The sequence below is a fragment of the Vibrio sp. SCSIO 43155 genome (assembly GCF_023716605.1).
In the GTDB taxonomy this organism is placed as follows: domain Bacteria; phylum Pseudomonadota; class Gammaproteobacteria; order Enterobacterales; family Vibrionaceae; genus Vibrio; species Vibrio harveyi.
The window spans coordinates 894,449-909,240 of the sequence record NZ_CP071853.1 but is presented as its reverse complement, the minus strand read 5'-3'; the positions used below and the strand labels follow the sequence as shown (position 1 = coordinate 909,240).

The 14,792-nt window shown below is 46.1% G+C and carries 10 protein-coding genes; 5 read left to right on the top strand and 5 right to left on the bottom strand.

Features of this window, described 5'->3' with window-relative positions; translation table 11 throughout:
• Position 1: 1 nt before the first annotated feature.
• The 5 genes from J4N44_RS20960 to J4N44_RS20940 form a co-directional block, all read right to left on the bottom strand.
• Complete coding sequence (locus tag J4N44_RS20960) at positions 2–973, bottom strand: iron chelate uptake ABC transporter family permease subunit (protein WP_252045719.1); 972 nt, start codon at positions 971–973, stop codon at positions 2–4.
• Positions 973–1,947, bottom strand: coding sequence for a FecCD family ABC transporter permease (locus J4N44_RS20955; protein WP_053053138.1), 975 nt, complete (start codon positions 1,945–1,947; stop codon positions 973–975). Before J4N44_RS20955 ends, J4N44_RS20960 begins: the two co-directional genes overlap by 1 nt.
• A 56-nt stretch (positions 1,948–2,003) precedes the next feature.
• On the bottom strand, positions 2,004–2,927 hold the full coding sequence (locus J4N44_RS20950; protein ID WP_009696141.1) for a Fe(3+) dicitrate ABC transporter substrate-binding protein: 924 nt from the start codon (positions 2,925–2,927) through the stop codon (positions 2,004–2,006).
• Between the two features lie 86 nt (positions 2,928–3,013).
• Complete coding sequence (locus tag J4N44_RS20945) at positions 3,014–5,134, bottom strand: TonB-dependent receptor family protein (RefSeq protein ID WP_252045718.1); 2,121 nt, start codon at positions 5,132–5,134, stop codon at positions 3,014–3,016.
• A gap of 121 nt (positions 5,135–5,255) precedes the next feature.
• Positions 5,256–7,292 carry a TonB-dependent receptor gene (locus J4N44_RS20940; RefSeq protein ID WP_252045717.1) on the bottom strand — a complete coding sequence of 679 codons (2,037 nt, stop codon included), beginning with the start codon at positions 7,290–7,292 and terminating at the stop codon, positions 5,256–5,258.
• Between the two features lie 241 nt (positions 7,293–7,533).
• Here J4N44_RS20940 and J4N44_RS20935 point away from each other — a divergent pair, with 241 nt between their 5' ends.
• Genes J4N44_RS20935 through J4N44_RS20915 form a run of 5 tightly spaced genes read left to right on the top strand, consistent with a single transcriptional unit; the run spans position 7,534 to position 14,755 of the window.
• Positions 7,534–8,748 carry an ATP-grasp domain-containing protein gene (locus tag J4N44_RS20935; protein ID WP_053053131.1) on the top strand — a complete coding sequence of 405 codons (1,215 nt, stop codon included), beginning with the start codon at positions 7,534–7,536 and terminating at the stop codon, positions 8,746–8,748.
• Positions 8,745–10,556, top strand: a complete 1,812-nt coding sequence (locus J4N44_RS20930; protein WP_252045716.1) for an IucA/IucC family protein — start codon at positions 8,745–8,747, stop codon at positions 10,554–10,556. Before J4N44_RS20935 ends, J4N44_RS20930 begins: the two co-directional genes overlap by 4 nt.
• Before the next feature lie 6 nt (positions 10,557–10,562).
• On the top strand, positions 10,563–11,798 hold the full coding sequence (locus tag J4N44_RS20925) for an MFS transporter (protein WP_252045715.1): 1,236 nt from the start codon (positions 10,563–10,565) through the stop codon (positions 11,796–11,798).
• Positions 11,734–13,560, top strand: coding sequence for an IucA/IucC family protein (locus J4N44_RS20920; protein ID WP_252045714.1), 1,827 nt, complete (start codon positions 11,734–11,736; stop codon positions 13,558–13,560). The genes J4N44_RS20925 and J4N44_RS20920 overlap by 65 nt, the downstream gene beginning before the upstream one ends.
• The gene (locus tag J4N44_RS20915; protein WP_252045713.1) at positions 13,553–14,755 is read left to right on the top strand and encodes a type III PLP-dependent enzyme; all 1,203 of its coding nucleotides are present in this window, start codon (positions 13,553–13,555) and stop codon (positions 14,753–14,755) included. The genes J4N44_RS20920 and J4N44_RS20915 overlap by 8 nt, the downstream gene beginning before the upstream one ends.
• The last annotated feature ends 37 nt before the right edge of the window (positions 14,756–14,792 follow it).

Genomic DNA, 14,792 nt, shown 5'->3' with positions numbered 1-14,792 from the left:
ATTACCAACCTCGATAACGATATAGAAGAAAAATAAAATAAGGCGCTCCGATAACGGATGTAAGCACTCCAGCAGGTAATTCAATCGGTGGTTGAATCCCACGAGCCAAGGCATCAGCACAAGTAACCAGTAATGCGCCAACCAGTGCAGATCCGGGAATCAACAATTTATGGTTATGCCCAAACAACAAACGGGCCAAATGTGGCGCTAATAGTCCGACGAAGCTAATCGTTCCGGCAACAGATACACTGATACTGGCTAGAAGCACCGCTGCTAACAACGCAACCACTTGGATCTGCGTTGGCTTCGCCCCTAAAGTGGTTGCGCTTTCTTCACCCAACCCCATGACATCTAATCGCCATGCTAACCACAGCGCTAGCGGTATCAGCAATAAGAGCGCCCCCCAAATGAAAGGCACTTGCTGCCAGTTTCGCCCCCAAAGGCTACCTGTTAACCAAACCATCGCAGTGTTGATTTCAATGGGATGCGTGACCAACAAGAAGTCGATACCACTGGCGAGAAAAGCACTAACGGCGATACCAATTAACGCTAATCTTGCAGGTGTAGGTTTTGAACGCCAAGCCGCCATCGCAATGAAACCTGCTGCAAATAGACCTCCTGCCATTGCAATCAAAGGTAGCCAACTGAGTGAGGTATTAGGAAACCATACCAAACTTGCCGTTGCCGCTAACCCCGCTCCTGCGCTAATTCCCATCAAGTCCGGAGAAGCTAGCGGATTTCTAATCACACCTTGAACTAATAATCCTGATAACCCGAGCCCAGCTCCAACGCCAATTGCGAGTAAAGTGCGAGGAAAGCGGTATTGATGAATAACAAAGTCGTCGTTTGAAAAAGAAACAAGGAGCGTCATGACTTGAGAAGCAGAAAGCGAAGCGGCTCCAACTAATAAGCTCGCAACAGCAGCCAAAGCAACAAACCCAAACAACAATGCCAGTTTTGTTTGATGAAGCATTAAGACCTCCTCATCGCAACAAGGATAAAACAAGGTGTGCCAATCAACGCGGTAAGCACGCCAACCGGTGTTTCAGTGGGAAACGCGATGGCACGTGATAATGCATCTGACCAAGCAACCAGAGCCGCCCCGATCAGTGCCGAGCATGGGATCAGTAAATGATAGTTATGACCGACTATTGGTCTTACTAAGTGAGGAACAAGAAGACCAACAAAGCCAATAGGCCCCGCAATGGCAACGCACGTTCCCGCCAATAAAACAATAGTGATGCCCGTAACGAGCCGAGTCATCTGGATGTTGCTACCTAATCCAACCGCGACTTCTTCTCCAAGAGCCAGTAAATTGAGATTGCGAGCCAACCCCATTGCGAGAACCAATCCAGTCAATGCTGGCGGCCACAGTTGGTTCCATTGTTCCTCGTCCACACTTGCTAAAGACCCCGTCAGCCAATGCAATACACTGTAAGCCATGTCATCCGCAAGAATAAGCGCCGCTCGGGTAAGACCAAGCAGTAGAGCGCTAACTGCTATACCTGCTAAAACCAAACGCAGAGGATGCGAGCGAATAGAAAAAAAACCACCAAGCATCATTACAGAAACGCCACTAAGTAGTGCGCCAAGTACAGCATTAAGAATTGGGTTGATATCGCTGACTATCGGCACGCCAATGGCAGCGAAAGCCATAAAACACGCTGCACCAGCGTTAATACCTAAAATTGAGGGCGATGCCAACGCGTTGCGCGTCAAACCCTGCATCAATAAACCAGCAACAGCGAGGCAAGCTCCAATTGTTAACCCAGCAAACGCTCTCGGAGCACGTAACGTAGCAAGGATTTGATGGCTCATGTTGGTTTCATCAAATGAAAACCAATACCCCACTAAATCATTGAGTGTGAGTGAAAAGTTTGACCAGCCAAGCATTGAAGCTACGTACCCTGTCAGAACCAAAGCCAAAACAATAGCGACAACAAACATCGCTTTCCATGGCACTTGAGGCTGATGAGGGCTTTCTTTCAATATCGTTGCTTTGTTCATGACGAACCCAAAATCTGTTCTAAGTTCTGCGCCATTTTCTCTGCTGCTAGCATGCCTCGATTAAGAGACCAAAGCTCCGGTGACACTTCAACAATATGCTGTGCTTTTGCTGAAGATAACAACTTGAACAACGGGTTCTTTTTCCATTCATCAATGATGTTCGGTTGCGAGTATGCACCAATCAGCAACCAATCCGGGTTTGTTTTTAATAGCAATTCAAAGCTCGCAGGCAGATAAGCTTTTTCCGTAGCCTGCACTAGCGGACTCGTAATGCCTAACTCGCTAAGAACACCACCAGCATAGGATTTAGGGCTGTGGAGCCACATACCTTTGTCTGACACCACCGCAAACTGTACCGTCTGTTTAAGCGCAAAATGCCGCTTATACTCAGCCATGGTTTGTTGATGCAATTGAATGCGCTTGTTCATCGCTTTTTGCTTGTTAAGTGCGATTCCTATCTTACGCGCAGACTCTAGATTTTCATGATACGTTTCACCACGGCTTTTTAGCAGCAACGTGGGTGCGATGCGATTGAGGTCTTGATAGATCGTGCGGTGGCGCTCTGCATCCGCAATGATCAAATCCGGTTTTAGCACAGCGATAGCCTCTAAACTCGGCTGAGAACGCATACCAACAGATTGCCATGGCTGAACTAAATCACGTACTGCTGTGATCACTCTTGATGCATCGTTGTCATCTGCAACACCGACGGGCGACACACCAACTGCTGCTAACGCATCCACAAAAGAAAACTCCAAAACGACAACGCGTTTGGGTGTGCTTTCTAATTTAAATGTCCCCTGTTCATCTTGTACGACACGAGTTTTTGCTGAACTTGGAAAAGACATAACGCTTATGAACAATAAGAGAAATGCAGCAAGCCGTAAGTTCATCGATAGAAACCGAGATTCGTTTTCCATGTTTTTATATCCCCAACACTAAGATCGTGAAAGTCGCCAACGTAAATTAGCGACTTTGAATTGTGTTAACATCAAACAATAACGAGTTAGAACTGGTAATTCAGATCCAAAGTGTAAGAACGTCCCGGCGCCGGGTATCGACCAACAGGGCTGGTATCAATACCTCGGAAATAGTAGTCCTCATCAAACAAGTTGTTCACGGCAACATTCATACGTAGCTTACCCTTGTCATCCTTGTACAGATCAGTACCAAGGTTGAAGTTCCAAACCATGTAAGCCGGTACTTTACCCTTCGCACCTGTCACGTCTTCGTCACTCGTATTTGCGTTGTCAGAATATGCGTCACTGAAATAGTAGCCAGATAGTGTTGTATCTACTTTTGAGAACGCGTAGGTAGCATCCCAGCTAAGCTGATGTTTTGACGTATAAGGCAGTTGATTGCCCTTATTTGCGCCCTCTTCTTCTAACGTTGCGTCTAAGTAGTTGTAGCTTGCACCTAGGCTAAGTGCTTGTACGGATTCAGGAACGTAACGAGCCGATAGCTCAATACCTTGGTGAAGCGTCTTACCAATGTTTTCAAAGGTTTGGGTTGCACTTTGCCATTGTAGTTGGTCTTTAAAGTCAATGCGGTACAAAGCAGCGTTAAAGCTGGTTGAATCATGTGTATAACGAGCACCCAACTCGTAGTTCCACGCAAGCTCACTGCCCTCTTTACCTAAACCTCGAATGTATGCAATTTGAGGTGCGCGCAACGATTTCTGAGCGTTCGCATAACCAACCCATTGCTCAGTCAGATTATACGCGACCGTTAGACCCGGTAGCCATTCCGTCACTTTGTTATCTGTACTCTGTGCTTTTCCTAAGTCATCAAACGTCATGTCGACAGACTCGTAGCGAATGCCCGGAGTTACTTTTAACGTATCATTAAACAGACCTACTTCATTGCTAATATAGCCAGCAAATGCATCGGTATCCAAATGCCAATCACGAGGTACTTTCGTCGCACCGCCAGCAATTGGAGTTTGAGTCAGCTTGTAGTCGATGTCTTCATTTACATAGCGAGCACCAACGATCCAGTTTTGCGTCACCGCACTGCCTTCGCCAAAGTGCATCGCGAGCTTAGGTTCTACTCCATATACTTTGAACTCTCGTGGGGAAGTACGCACGTCAGTTGAAGGCAAAGCTGGATCTGCCCAGTGACCACCTGCGCCATTAAAGCCCCACTGGAAGAAACGCTCAGAGTTATGACCAAAGGCTTGAACTTGCAGCTCTGCACTGTCCGCAATATTTAAGTCTTGAATGTATTTCAAACTCCAACGCGTTGATTTCCCCTGATATTCATCATAAGGACGCTTAGATTGGTTGCGATCTTTTTTATAATCGTCTGGCGACAAGGCACCGGGCATTTGTGTGTCCGCATCATACCTTTGAATGAATGCTTGCAACTCTTGAGTGTCGCTCAACAACCAGTTTGCTTTAACTTGGAAGTTTTTTACGTCTGTATCAGAATGTTCTCTGAAGCTTTCGCCTTTTAAAAAGTTACCTTCTAATTGAATTGCAAACGTATCCGTTAACCACCCGCCCGTTCTTAAATAGAAGTCGTTCAGTGGCGTATCGCCGCCTTCAAACACAGTTAAGCGATTACTTATTTCAGTCTGCCAAGTGTTTGGAATCGGTTTAGTCACCAAGTTAATGACGCCACCCACGTTGTTTGGACCATATTGAACAGCCGCACCACCACGTACAATATCGATGCGATCAATCATGGATAACGTTGCTGGGAAAATGGATTGTCCGGTGTGACCATATGGCGCCAGCGTAAGAGGGACACCATCCATCAAGAACTGAGCATGACCACTGCGACTTGCTTTTAAGCCTCGAACCGAAATGTTAGGCAGTACACCGGTACCAGTTTCATCTTGCACCTTAATACCAGGTACACTTTGCAGCGCTGAATCGATTGAATGAGCGGCCGTCTTTTCAATTTGCTCACTCGTCAGGACCGTACGTGCTCCTGGGTATTCTTTTACATCTTCTATTGCTGAATTGCCGATAACACTCGCAGTGACAACAACCGTCTCCATCGTAGTGGTTTGAGGTTCAGAGGCAGCAAGTGCATTCATGGAGGTGACAGAAGCAATCGCGGTCGCAAGCAAACTTAAACGCAGCTTAGCTTGGGGGTTACCATCCATATTTTGGTAAAGCATGGGGGTCTCCTTTAAGAGAAGTAAGGGTCAAAGAGAAAAAAGCGGCTTTGACCCTATGGGCTAACAATCCTCAAAACGAGGTAAGAAAGCTCGCTAACAAGTAGCGAGAATTCGAAAATAATTAGAATCGGTATCCATAGCTGAGCATGAATTCTGCTGGCGCACCGTAACCAATCTGGTTCAATCCAGACTTGCCATTGGTGGCACCTAGGATGTATTTCTCATCAAACACGTTGTAAGCGTTTGCTTGGATTTTGTGACGGCCTGTTGTGTAAGCAGCCATCAAATCCACTGTAGTGTAATCACCAAGTGCCACCGCTTCATCGTTACCAGCGTAGCGGTCACCTACGTACTTAACACCACCGCCTAAACGCCAGTTGTCATCAAGCTGATATGTACTCCACAATGAGAACAGATGGTCAGACACGTCATTTGGTTTTTTACCCGTGTCTTTGTCTTCCGCATCAAGGTAGCTATAACCAACTGAGATATCCCATTGCTGCGTGATCTGACCGCGCGCTTCCAATTCGATACCCTGGTGGCGAGCTTCAATCTTATTGATCACATCACCATCGATATTGGTTTGCGGTTGTTCTTGGTCGATTTGGAACACAGCAGCGTTCAGCATTAGAGCGTTGTCTAATAGATAGGCTTTTGCGCCAACTTCTTTCATGTCGGTATGGAAAAATTCAGCCAGTTTTGGATTGATGTAAATACCAGAGTAAGGTAACTGCCATGAACGCGCTAAACTCGCATACACAGACATGTCATAGTTAATTCGGTAGACCAAACCAGCACGGTAGCTGACTTTGTTATCGTCGAGATCTTCTTTCGCTGCCCCGGCTTTTTGCTGCTCAAGATCCATTGAGTCATAACGCACGTTACCAATCACAGAAAGATCACCAAACGTGTAAACATCTTGAATGTAGATGCCCGCTGTTGTGGTCGTGTTATCACGGAAAGGTTTAAAGCCAGGGTTTGGCGTTGGTCCTACTGTAGGGTTGTAAATATTTTTTGGAGGCAGCGTCTTGTCACTGGCTAAAGTCAAATCAATATTGATCTGGTTATAGTCTGCGCCAATCATCATTTGGTTGGATTCTGTCTCCCAAACTAACTCAGATTGCAGAGTCGTTGTTGTGCGAGGGTCGTAGCCAAAATTGTTCACCGTTTGAGAAACTTCATCACCCACAACAGCACCTTGACGAGTGCCCTTTTGTTCCAGTTCAATGCGGTTGTATGAAGCACGGTTTGTCCAAGCCCATTCATCGTTTAAACGCCATTCATAATTAACTGCAATACGAAGGCTGTCCGATTCTTGGTAGTCATTGGTTCCACCAAAGAACGTGCTTTCTGAAACGTCAACTGGCTTGCCGTTTTTTGATGGCACACCTCGGTAAGGAACTAGCTCTTGATGGGCATATTCAACATCAAAATCAATGGTATGCCCATCAGCAGGCAATACGCGAATCGTCGGTGCAATAAAGAAATCATTAGAATCGACATGGTTTACGTAAGAGTCTGCTTGGCGATACTCTAAGTTAATACGACCATTGACCTTGTCGCTAAATGCCATAGAACTATCAATCTGACCAACAAATTGATTGTTACTGCCAACACTGCCATTCACATTCGTGAAATTGTCACCATTAGCACGTTTGGTCACCAAATTAATGATGCCACCCGCCGAGCCTCTACCATACAGCGCACCAGCAGGTCCTTTTACCACCTCGACACGTTCAATGTTTGCCAGACTACGGTAGGACTGCAATGTACCGTCATCTCTCATTCCATCACGATACATATCATTAAGGGCGTCGAATCCACGAATCACAAACTGATCTCGGCTACCCTCGCCTAAGGTATTGTTCACACCAGCGACACCATCTAGCGCGTCAACTAAGCGCACTGCTCCGCGATCTTGCATTTCAGTCTTAGTCACAACCGATACCGCTTGCGGAACGTCTAACCATTCAACGTCCGTTTTGGTGCCTGACTGTGGCATGTGCTCGGCGTAACCTTCGTACCTATGACCAACAACTTGTACGGTTTCATTCGCTTCAACGTTTTCCGATGCCGATACACTCGGCATGACTGCCACTGCAGTTAACGTTCCACCTATAGCTAATGCTAATGGGGATAAGGTCAACTTCATTTCCATTTTTTTAATTCCGTTAGTTTATAAAATTGCCAACAGGTGCGAATGTAAACCAATATCATTTGTGTTTGCAATATAAAAATTATGATCTATATTTGTTTGCCCCATGTAACTGGGGAAATAACAAAATAATCAATAAAATCAGAATAATAATAAAAGCTTTCCCTAAAATGCCGCGAAAGAGACGCATTGGAAGCCGACTGTGAGCACGCAGTAACAACGTTAGAAAAATTAGGAAAGTCCCATGAAATCAACGATGATCATCGTGAGTCATGTCGTTAATGATGCAGTCACCCACGGCTTCGTACCTGCAGCAAAAGCGATGGGTCTTCACGTCGTGTTAATCACTGACCACAAGCTCAACCATCTCAAGTTGGCCAGTGAAGATAACCAGTTCACCCCCGATGACATTCTAGAATGTGATGTTTTCAATCCACTTGAACTCATCGAGGTCATCACGGAGCACGAATTACACCCTAGCGCTATTTTTAGTAACAGCGATCATTTGCAAACTTCAACGGCTATCTGTGCTCAATTCTTTAACTTGCCCGCTAAAGACTGGACTGTGACGTTAAAAGCTAAGAACAAGCACCTAACTCGCCAAGTCCTCAATGACAAATCATTGCCAAGCACACCAAGTATCTTGCTGCATCAAGGTGACTCATCGCCTCGCAAGACACTCAATTTCCCTGTCGTCGCAAAGCCAAAGGAAGGCGTTGCAAGTTTGGATGTTCAACGCTGCGACACCGATGCCGCACTTGGGGATTATTGCGATGCATTCTGGCAAAAACACCCAACCACTCCTGTCTTGGTTGAAGAGTTTTTGCAGGGCCCGCTTATCACAATAGAAACATTAGGGGATGGCGATAACTTACTCGCCGTTGGTGGGTTTGATGTCGAACTGTCTGCCCCACCGCACTTTATCGAGATGGCGGCGTGTTGGAATGGTACTCACAGCGTCCAATTTCGTGACGAATGCCTCCGCCAGTTGAAAGTTTTTGGTGTCGGATTCGGCGTGTGCCATAGCGAATTTATTATCACCGATTCCGGTCCCGTGTTGGTGGAGGTCAATTATCGCAGTATCGGAGATGGACGCGAGTTTCTACTTAATAACCTGAGCCATCATCAGTGGTTTAGCACCATTTTAAAACTGCATCTTGGCGACAAACTTGAACTGGACTTCACTATCCAAGGTAGCGCTCAAGTGCACTATGTTGTCGCCGACACGAGCGGAACCATAGCGGGTACATCAACATCTTTCATTCATCAAGAAGGCGATATTGTTACGCAACAACAGGTTCTTAAGCCCGCTGGAGAGCACATCCAACAAAGCTATTCAAACAAAGACTACCTAGCCAGGATTTCCATTAGCTCACCATCCGGACAGTCATTGCAGCCTTCACTCAAACAGGCTCTCGCCACTTTCAACCTTGTGCCAGTCGAAGAGGTAACGGCATGAACGACAACGTTTTATATCTCACCCAGCGTTTAATCGATACGTGTCTACGCGAAGATTTATTTGGTTTAGTTTCTCAAGGCGCTTTCATTAATGCTTTACCCAACAAATTGAACATCAATGCTTATGGCGCAGACCAAACTTGGCTCGCCTTCTCAACACAAGATTTAAATCTTTACTTACCTGTTACGCCTTTTTATTACATGCAGCGATGGGTCTACGGCGTGACTAACCACCATGCGCCAACCTGCTGGTTTGTAGAGAAAAATGGAGCCGTTGAATCACAACAACATTACCGCGATTGGATTGAAGTATTAAAAGCTTGTGCTCACGAAAGCTCTCATTCGTTACTCGATGGATATCTACAAGAACTCGAATGTGCGGAAAAGCATAAAGGCTTATGTGACAAAGCATTCGAGCAAAACTCAGCAGCATTGATGCAGCCAATATCGGAACTCAATGGTTGGGAACGTAAACTGTTACAAGCAGACCAAATCGCTTCATATTTGGATCATCCATACTATCCGACAGCTCGAGCAAAATTTGGACTGAGTGATAATGACTTAGCGCAATATGCACCGGAGTTTGCCAAGAGTTTTACTTTGCGTTGGTTAGCCATTGATAAATCACTAGTGACCTTAACCTCTGCGCCTCCTGAGTGCTGGCCAACAATGGAGCAAGTTGGATTGCCTGCCGACTTTTCACTGAGTCATGACTTGTTCCCTGCTCATCCGTTGACTTTACGCAGTTTAGAGTCACTACCTGAAGGCGTGATTGAAGCGCCACTCGCTTTTCTCGAGGTGACACCAACCTTATCGGTGCGCACTGTGGTAGTGAACCAAACACCGAATGTTCATATAAAAGTGCCACTTATTATGCGTTCGTTAGGAACTAAGAACATTCGTCTTATTAAACCATCGACACTGTATGACGGTCATTGGTTTGAGCGTTTGTTAACGCATTTAGAGCAAAGTGATAGTGAGCTAAGTGGCACGCTTTTCCACTGTAACGAAAAGCATGGTGGGCACGTTGGCGATGATAAAACGTTCGCTTACATTGTGCGCGAATACCCTGTTCACCACTGCGAAGACCAAGCATTAGTGCCTGTTGCAGCCCTTGCCAGTCCAATGCCTGATGGTCGCTTATTCCTTGAGCATCTCGCTGAACAATACTACCAGCAAGATACATTGGCTTGGTTTACCGACTACGTTGATCTGTTATGTAAAGTGCATCTGACTCTTTGGTTGCGTTATGGCATTGCTTTGGAATCCAATCAGCAAAACGCCATCATTGCGTTCAATAAAGAAGGCAAAATGACGTTAGCTATGAAGGACAATGACGCCGCTCGTATCTGGCCAAATCGTTTCAAAGCGTTTGAACAGCATTCCCCTGTTCAGTGCGATCAACTACTGGATCAACGAATTAAGGTCGATAATGAACTCGCGTTGGGTCAGATGTTTACCACGATTACGCTACAACTGGATATTGCCGCGATTGTAGAGGCAATGGCAGCGAAAGGGATTGCTTCAAGCGCCTCTTTGTACGCAGTAGTCGCACGAAGCCTCGCTTATTATATCGACGACTTAGGCGCACAAGGTCACGAAACAAAATTGGCACGCGAACTCTTATTTGATTCCCCAGATTTGTACGCCAAATATTTGTTGAGCTCAGGGAGTCTACTTTCCAAAGAAGCATCAGGAGCAAGCGATATCAACAAATATTATGGGTTATCCGCGCCCAACTTCTTGTTGTTAACCAGCGAAGACGCTCAACATGCTTATCTCACTGCCATTAAACAGAGCGTGAGCTAATTAATCATGACCAAACTCATCTACAGCGTACTGCTTTGCCATTTTATCGCTGCATTTGCTGCGTTAGGCATGCCGTTGTTCTTACCGACGGTGTTACCCACTTTGGGAGCCCACATAAATGCAGACTGGGCAGGTGTTTTGTTCATTCTCCCTACCTTCTGCACTGCTATGGCCGCTCGTTTTTGGGGGCAGTTTGCCGACCAATACGGCAGACGCCGTTCTCTACTGCGCGCTCAAGTTGGTCTCGCCGCGGGGTTTATGCTGTGTGGCTTAGCAACAACGCTACCTATGTTTGTGTTTGGTCTCATTATTCAAGGAACGTTTGGCGGAACAATGGCAGCGTCTAATAGCTACCTTTCAAGCCAAATAGAAGATGCGAAAGCACTGAGTAAAACGCTCAATAAAACCCAACTATCTGCTCGTTTGGCTCTGATAGTGGCACCCATTGGGCTAGGATGGACGTTATCGGAATCCAACCCGCTGAATGCATACCTGTGGTTAGCCGTATTGCCACTTGTGGCATTTGCGATCACGCTTACCCTACCCGTCGATCAAACCGAAACGCCTTCCCCCCAATCGGACGCTCTTGTAGACAAATCTGATGTTATGTCGGACTGCTCGTTACGTGCTTTATATTGGGTGTTTGGTGCTCAGTTTAGCTTTGCTTTCGCTATGGTAGTGACCTTCCCGTACTTCTCGCCTTATGTTGAGCAATACGGCAACGTGAATCCGGCATGGATCGGCTTCTTGTATGCGCTTCCGCATGGTGTTTATCTTGTGTTTGCAACCAAGATTCATGCACTTTCAGAGAAGATCAACCGCCACCAGCAGCAACGTACACTTTGGTTGGGGTTTGCCTTACTCTCCCTCAGTTGCGTCATGCACCTCGTTCAACATGAAGTCTTACTGATCGTAGCTCGCATCGTGTTTGGCTGTGGCATGGTTTGCTGTTACCAAGGTTTACATCAAGCGCTTGCAACCCGACTTAATAGGCAACAATGCGGCAAAGTGTTTTCTCGCTTTGATGCAATGTCTAAATGGGGCGGAGTTGCCGCAGGTCTTAGCGCATCTTCTATTATCCGCTTCTATTCGCTCGACGTTCCTTTTCTCCTTTCTGCGTTGGTCAGTACTTTGACTCTTATCGCACTGATCATCCATTCAAAATTTGGACATCAACATGTTACAAACGCCATTGTCTCCAAGCGAAACGCTTGCGAAAAGCCAAGCACAACTCAACAATAGAAAAGCTCAGCTCAACACCATAACGGGCGTCGTCAACTGCTATCTACGCGAATACGCGATCCCTAACAAGCAAGTTGAATGGCAGTACCGTTCAACGTCTTTACCACAAACATTGAAGCGTAACTATTCACAACAACAGCGCGTGGGCATTCATCTTCCCCATCAAAACGGTGTTTTGTTGTTGCCTGCTGAGTACGTGAGTCAGCTTGGTAAAGTCAAACTGATTGATATGCCCTGGAGCAAAATGCCGGGCTCTGGATGGCATAAATTAGATGCAATCCAAACACTGACACTGTTACTGAACTATCTAAAACAAGTGTTAACGATTCCATTCAACAACGAGCTTGTGGCTCAAATGGAAAATAGCCTGTTGGTAACGGAGCAATTTCTAAACGCAAACACAAGACCTCAACAGCACAATGCTTTTATCGCTTCAGAGCAATCATTGCTTTGGGGGCACTCCTTCCACCCAACGCCAAAAAGCCGTTCCGGCGTGAGTATGGATGATCTATTAGCATGCTCACCAGAAGTGGGAGCCAGCGTCCCTCTATATTGGTTTGAAGTGGATAATACGTTGCTCGATGTGCTTCGCTCGGATGAACGTCATACTCCTAAGTCGATGATTGAGCAATTGGCACCGGAAAAGCCGCACTCTGGAGACGCCACCCTCTACCCTTGCCATCCATGGGAGAGCTACACGATCTTGCAAAACCCATTAGTTCAACGAGCGATTGAACAAGGCAAAATGACGCCATTAGGGCTAGGCGGAGAAAAAATGCTGCCGACATCATCGGTGCGTACCATGTACCACCCTGAAACAGAATGGTTCGCCAAGTTCTCGATTAACGTCCGCTTGACCAATTGTGTCCGTAAAAACGCATGGTATGAACTCGATAGTGCGGTGCAACTGAGCTCGATTTTGCATCCGATAAAAGAAAGTGAGCAGTTACAGAATCCGGTTTTCAAAGTGATGACAGAACCTTTTGCCACTACCATCAACTTGGAATCGATTGATTCCGAGCAAAAAGAAGATCTGACGAAAGCCCGAGAGTCGTTTGGTATCCTATATCGAGAAAACCTATCCTTGTGTGAAATTGATGTACTAGAACCAACGTTAGCGGGAGCACTATTTGCCTATGATCGCAATGGCGACAGCTGTATCGCTGCTCAATTAGAAACCAAAGCACAAGCATCAGAAACAACGTACCACGACATCGCGACTTTATGGTTTGAGCGCTACTTACACTGCTTAATTCCCGGCGTATTCAACTACTACTTTAAACATGGCGTCGCATTTGAGCCTCATTTGCAAAACACACTCATTGGGTTTGAAAAAGGCATGCCCTGCTGCGTGTGGATACGCGATCTAGAAGGCACCAAATTGCTTCCAGAATTCTGGTCACCGGAGTCATTGAACCAGCTTTCTGAACGCGCTCGCCAATCGGTTTATTACAGCCGGGCGCAAGGTTGGAATCGTATTGGTTACTGTACCTTCATCAACAACATCAGTGAAGCCATTTTCTTTATTGCGGAAGGAGACCAAACGCTTGAGAAAACGCTTTGGAACTCGGTTAAAAGCGCAATTGTTCGCTGGCAATCCGTCAATGGCAAACAACCTGAGCTTGAATCCTTGATAAACGGCGGCAGTTTCCCGAGCAAAAACAACTTTACTACGCGCTTAATGCAAAGAGCGGATAAAGAATCCAACTACACCCAAGTTCCAGTGCCATGGGCGAATCACCAAGGAGCCAATCATGCTTAATTCTTCACAGCTTCCGTTGCACGTCCAACAAGAAGTTTTGCAATTGGCAGAGCAACACATGCAGCCACTATGTGCCTACCTTTATGACCTAAAGGCGCTGGAGCAACACGTTAAACAGATGAAACACGTTCTACCCAAAAATGTAGAGCTGTTTTATGCCGCGAAAGCCAACCCATCAGAGCCAATCTTGAAAACACTCGCGCCTTATGTCGATGGTTTCGAAGCTGCGTCCGGCGGAGAGCTTGCTCATCTACACGAACAGCAACTCAATATGCCCTTGATCTTCGGTGGTCCGGGCAAAATGCCAAGCGAACTTGAGCAAGCGATTGAGCTCAACGTAGATGCTATTCATGTCGAGAGTCTCACTGAATTGCATCGCATTGGTGCATTAACAGAAAAGCTGAACCGTTCTGCCTCGATTTTTCTACGAATGAACATCGATATTGGCGATATCACCTTAAGCAAACTCGCCATGGGTGGGAAACCCACGCCTTTTGGATTGGATGAAAGCGAGTTAAGTAACGCCCTCACTCTGCTGCATGATTTTCCAAACGTGCACCTAAAAGGTTTCCACTTCCATTTAATGTCTCATCAACTCGAGGTAGATCGTCACCTAGCATTAATGCAAGTTTACTTCCAAGTCGTTAAAGCTTGGCAAACACAATTTGAGCTGGATGAAGTAATGATCAACCTTGGCGGAGGCATGGGCATTAACTACCAAAATAATGAGCAGCACTTCCCTTGGATTGAATTTTGCGACAAGTTAGAGTTTTTGATCGCGAAAGAACAAGTTCAAGATTGGAAACTGCGATTTGAATGCGGACGTTACATCTCTGCACCATGCGGCTATTACGTTATGGAAGTGTTAGACATCAAGCAAAACTTGGGCGAGAACTTTGTCATTGCGCGTGGTGGTACACATCACTTCCGCACCCCTGCGGCACAAAGTCACGATCATCCATTTGCGATTTTAGCGAGTAATAAACCCAAAGTCATATCACAGCCGATTACGCACTCACACGCGACATTCGTCGGTCAACTTTGTACGCCAAAAGACGTTCTTGCAAGAAATCAAAACATTACTCACCTCGATATTGGAGATTATGTCGTGTTCACGCTTGCTGGCGCCTATGCTTGGAACATCTCTCATCAAAACTTCTTAATGCACGAACCTCCACTATTCCATTATTTCTAACACTCGCTATCCAATAGTTCTGCAGAATAAATGGTTC

What these genes read in the sequence shown, in the direction of transcription:
- J4N44_RS20960 (WP_252045719.1), bottom strand. Translation starts at nt 973, where the DNA reads ATGCTTCATCAAACAAAACTGGCATTGTTGTTTGGGTTTGTTGCTTTG.
- J4N44_RS20955 (WP_053053138.1), bottom strand. Translation starts at nt 1,947, where the DNA reads ATGTTTGTTGTCGCTATTGTTTTGGCTTTGGTTCTGACAGGGTACGTA.
- J4N44_RS20950 (WP_009696141.1), bottom strand. Translation starts at nt 2,927, where the DNA reads ATGGAAAACGAATCTCGGTTTCTATCGATGAACTTACGGCTTGCTGCA.
- J4N44_RS20945 (WP_252045718.1), bottom strand. Translation starts at nt 5,134, where the DNA reads ATGCTTTACCAAAATATGGATGGTAACCCCCAAGCTAAGCTGCGTTTA.
- J4N44_RS20940 (WP_252045717.1), bottom strand. Translation starts at nt 7,292, where the DNA reads ATGGAAATGAAGTTGACCTTATCCCCATTAGCATTAGCTATAGGTGGA.
- J4N44_RS20935 (WP_053053131.1), top strand. Translation starts at nt 7,534, where the DNA reads ATGAAATCAACGATGATCATCGTGAGTCATGTCGTTAATGATGCAGTC.
- J4N44_RS20930 (WP_252045716.1), top strand. Translation starts at nt 8,745, where the DNA reads ATGAACGACAACGTTTTATATCTCACCCAGCGTTTAATCGATACGTGT.
- J4N44_RS20925 (WP_252045715.1), top strand. Translation starts at nt 10,563, where the DNA reads ATGACCAAACTCATCTACAGCGTACTGCTTTGCCATTTTATCGCTGCA.
- J4N44_RS20920 (WP_252045714.1), top strand. Translation starts at nt 11,734, where the DNA reads ATGTTACAAACGCCATTGTCTCCAAGCGAAACGCTTGCGAAAAGCCAA.
- J4N44_RS20915 (WP_252045713.1), top strand. Translation starts at nt 13,553, where the DNA reads ATGCTTAATTCTTCACAGCTTCCGTTGCACGTCCAACAAGAAGTTTTG.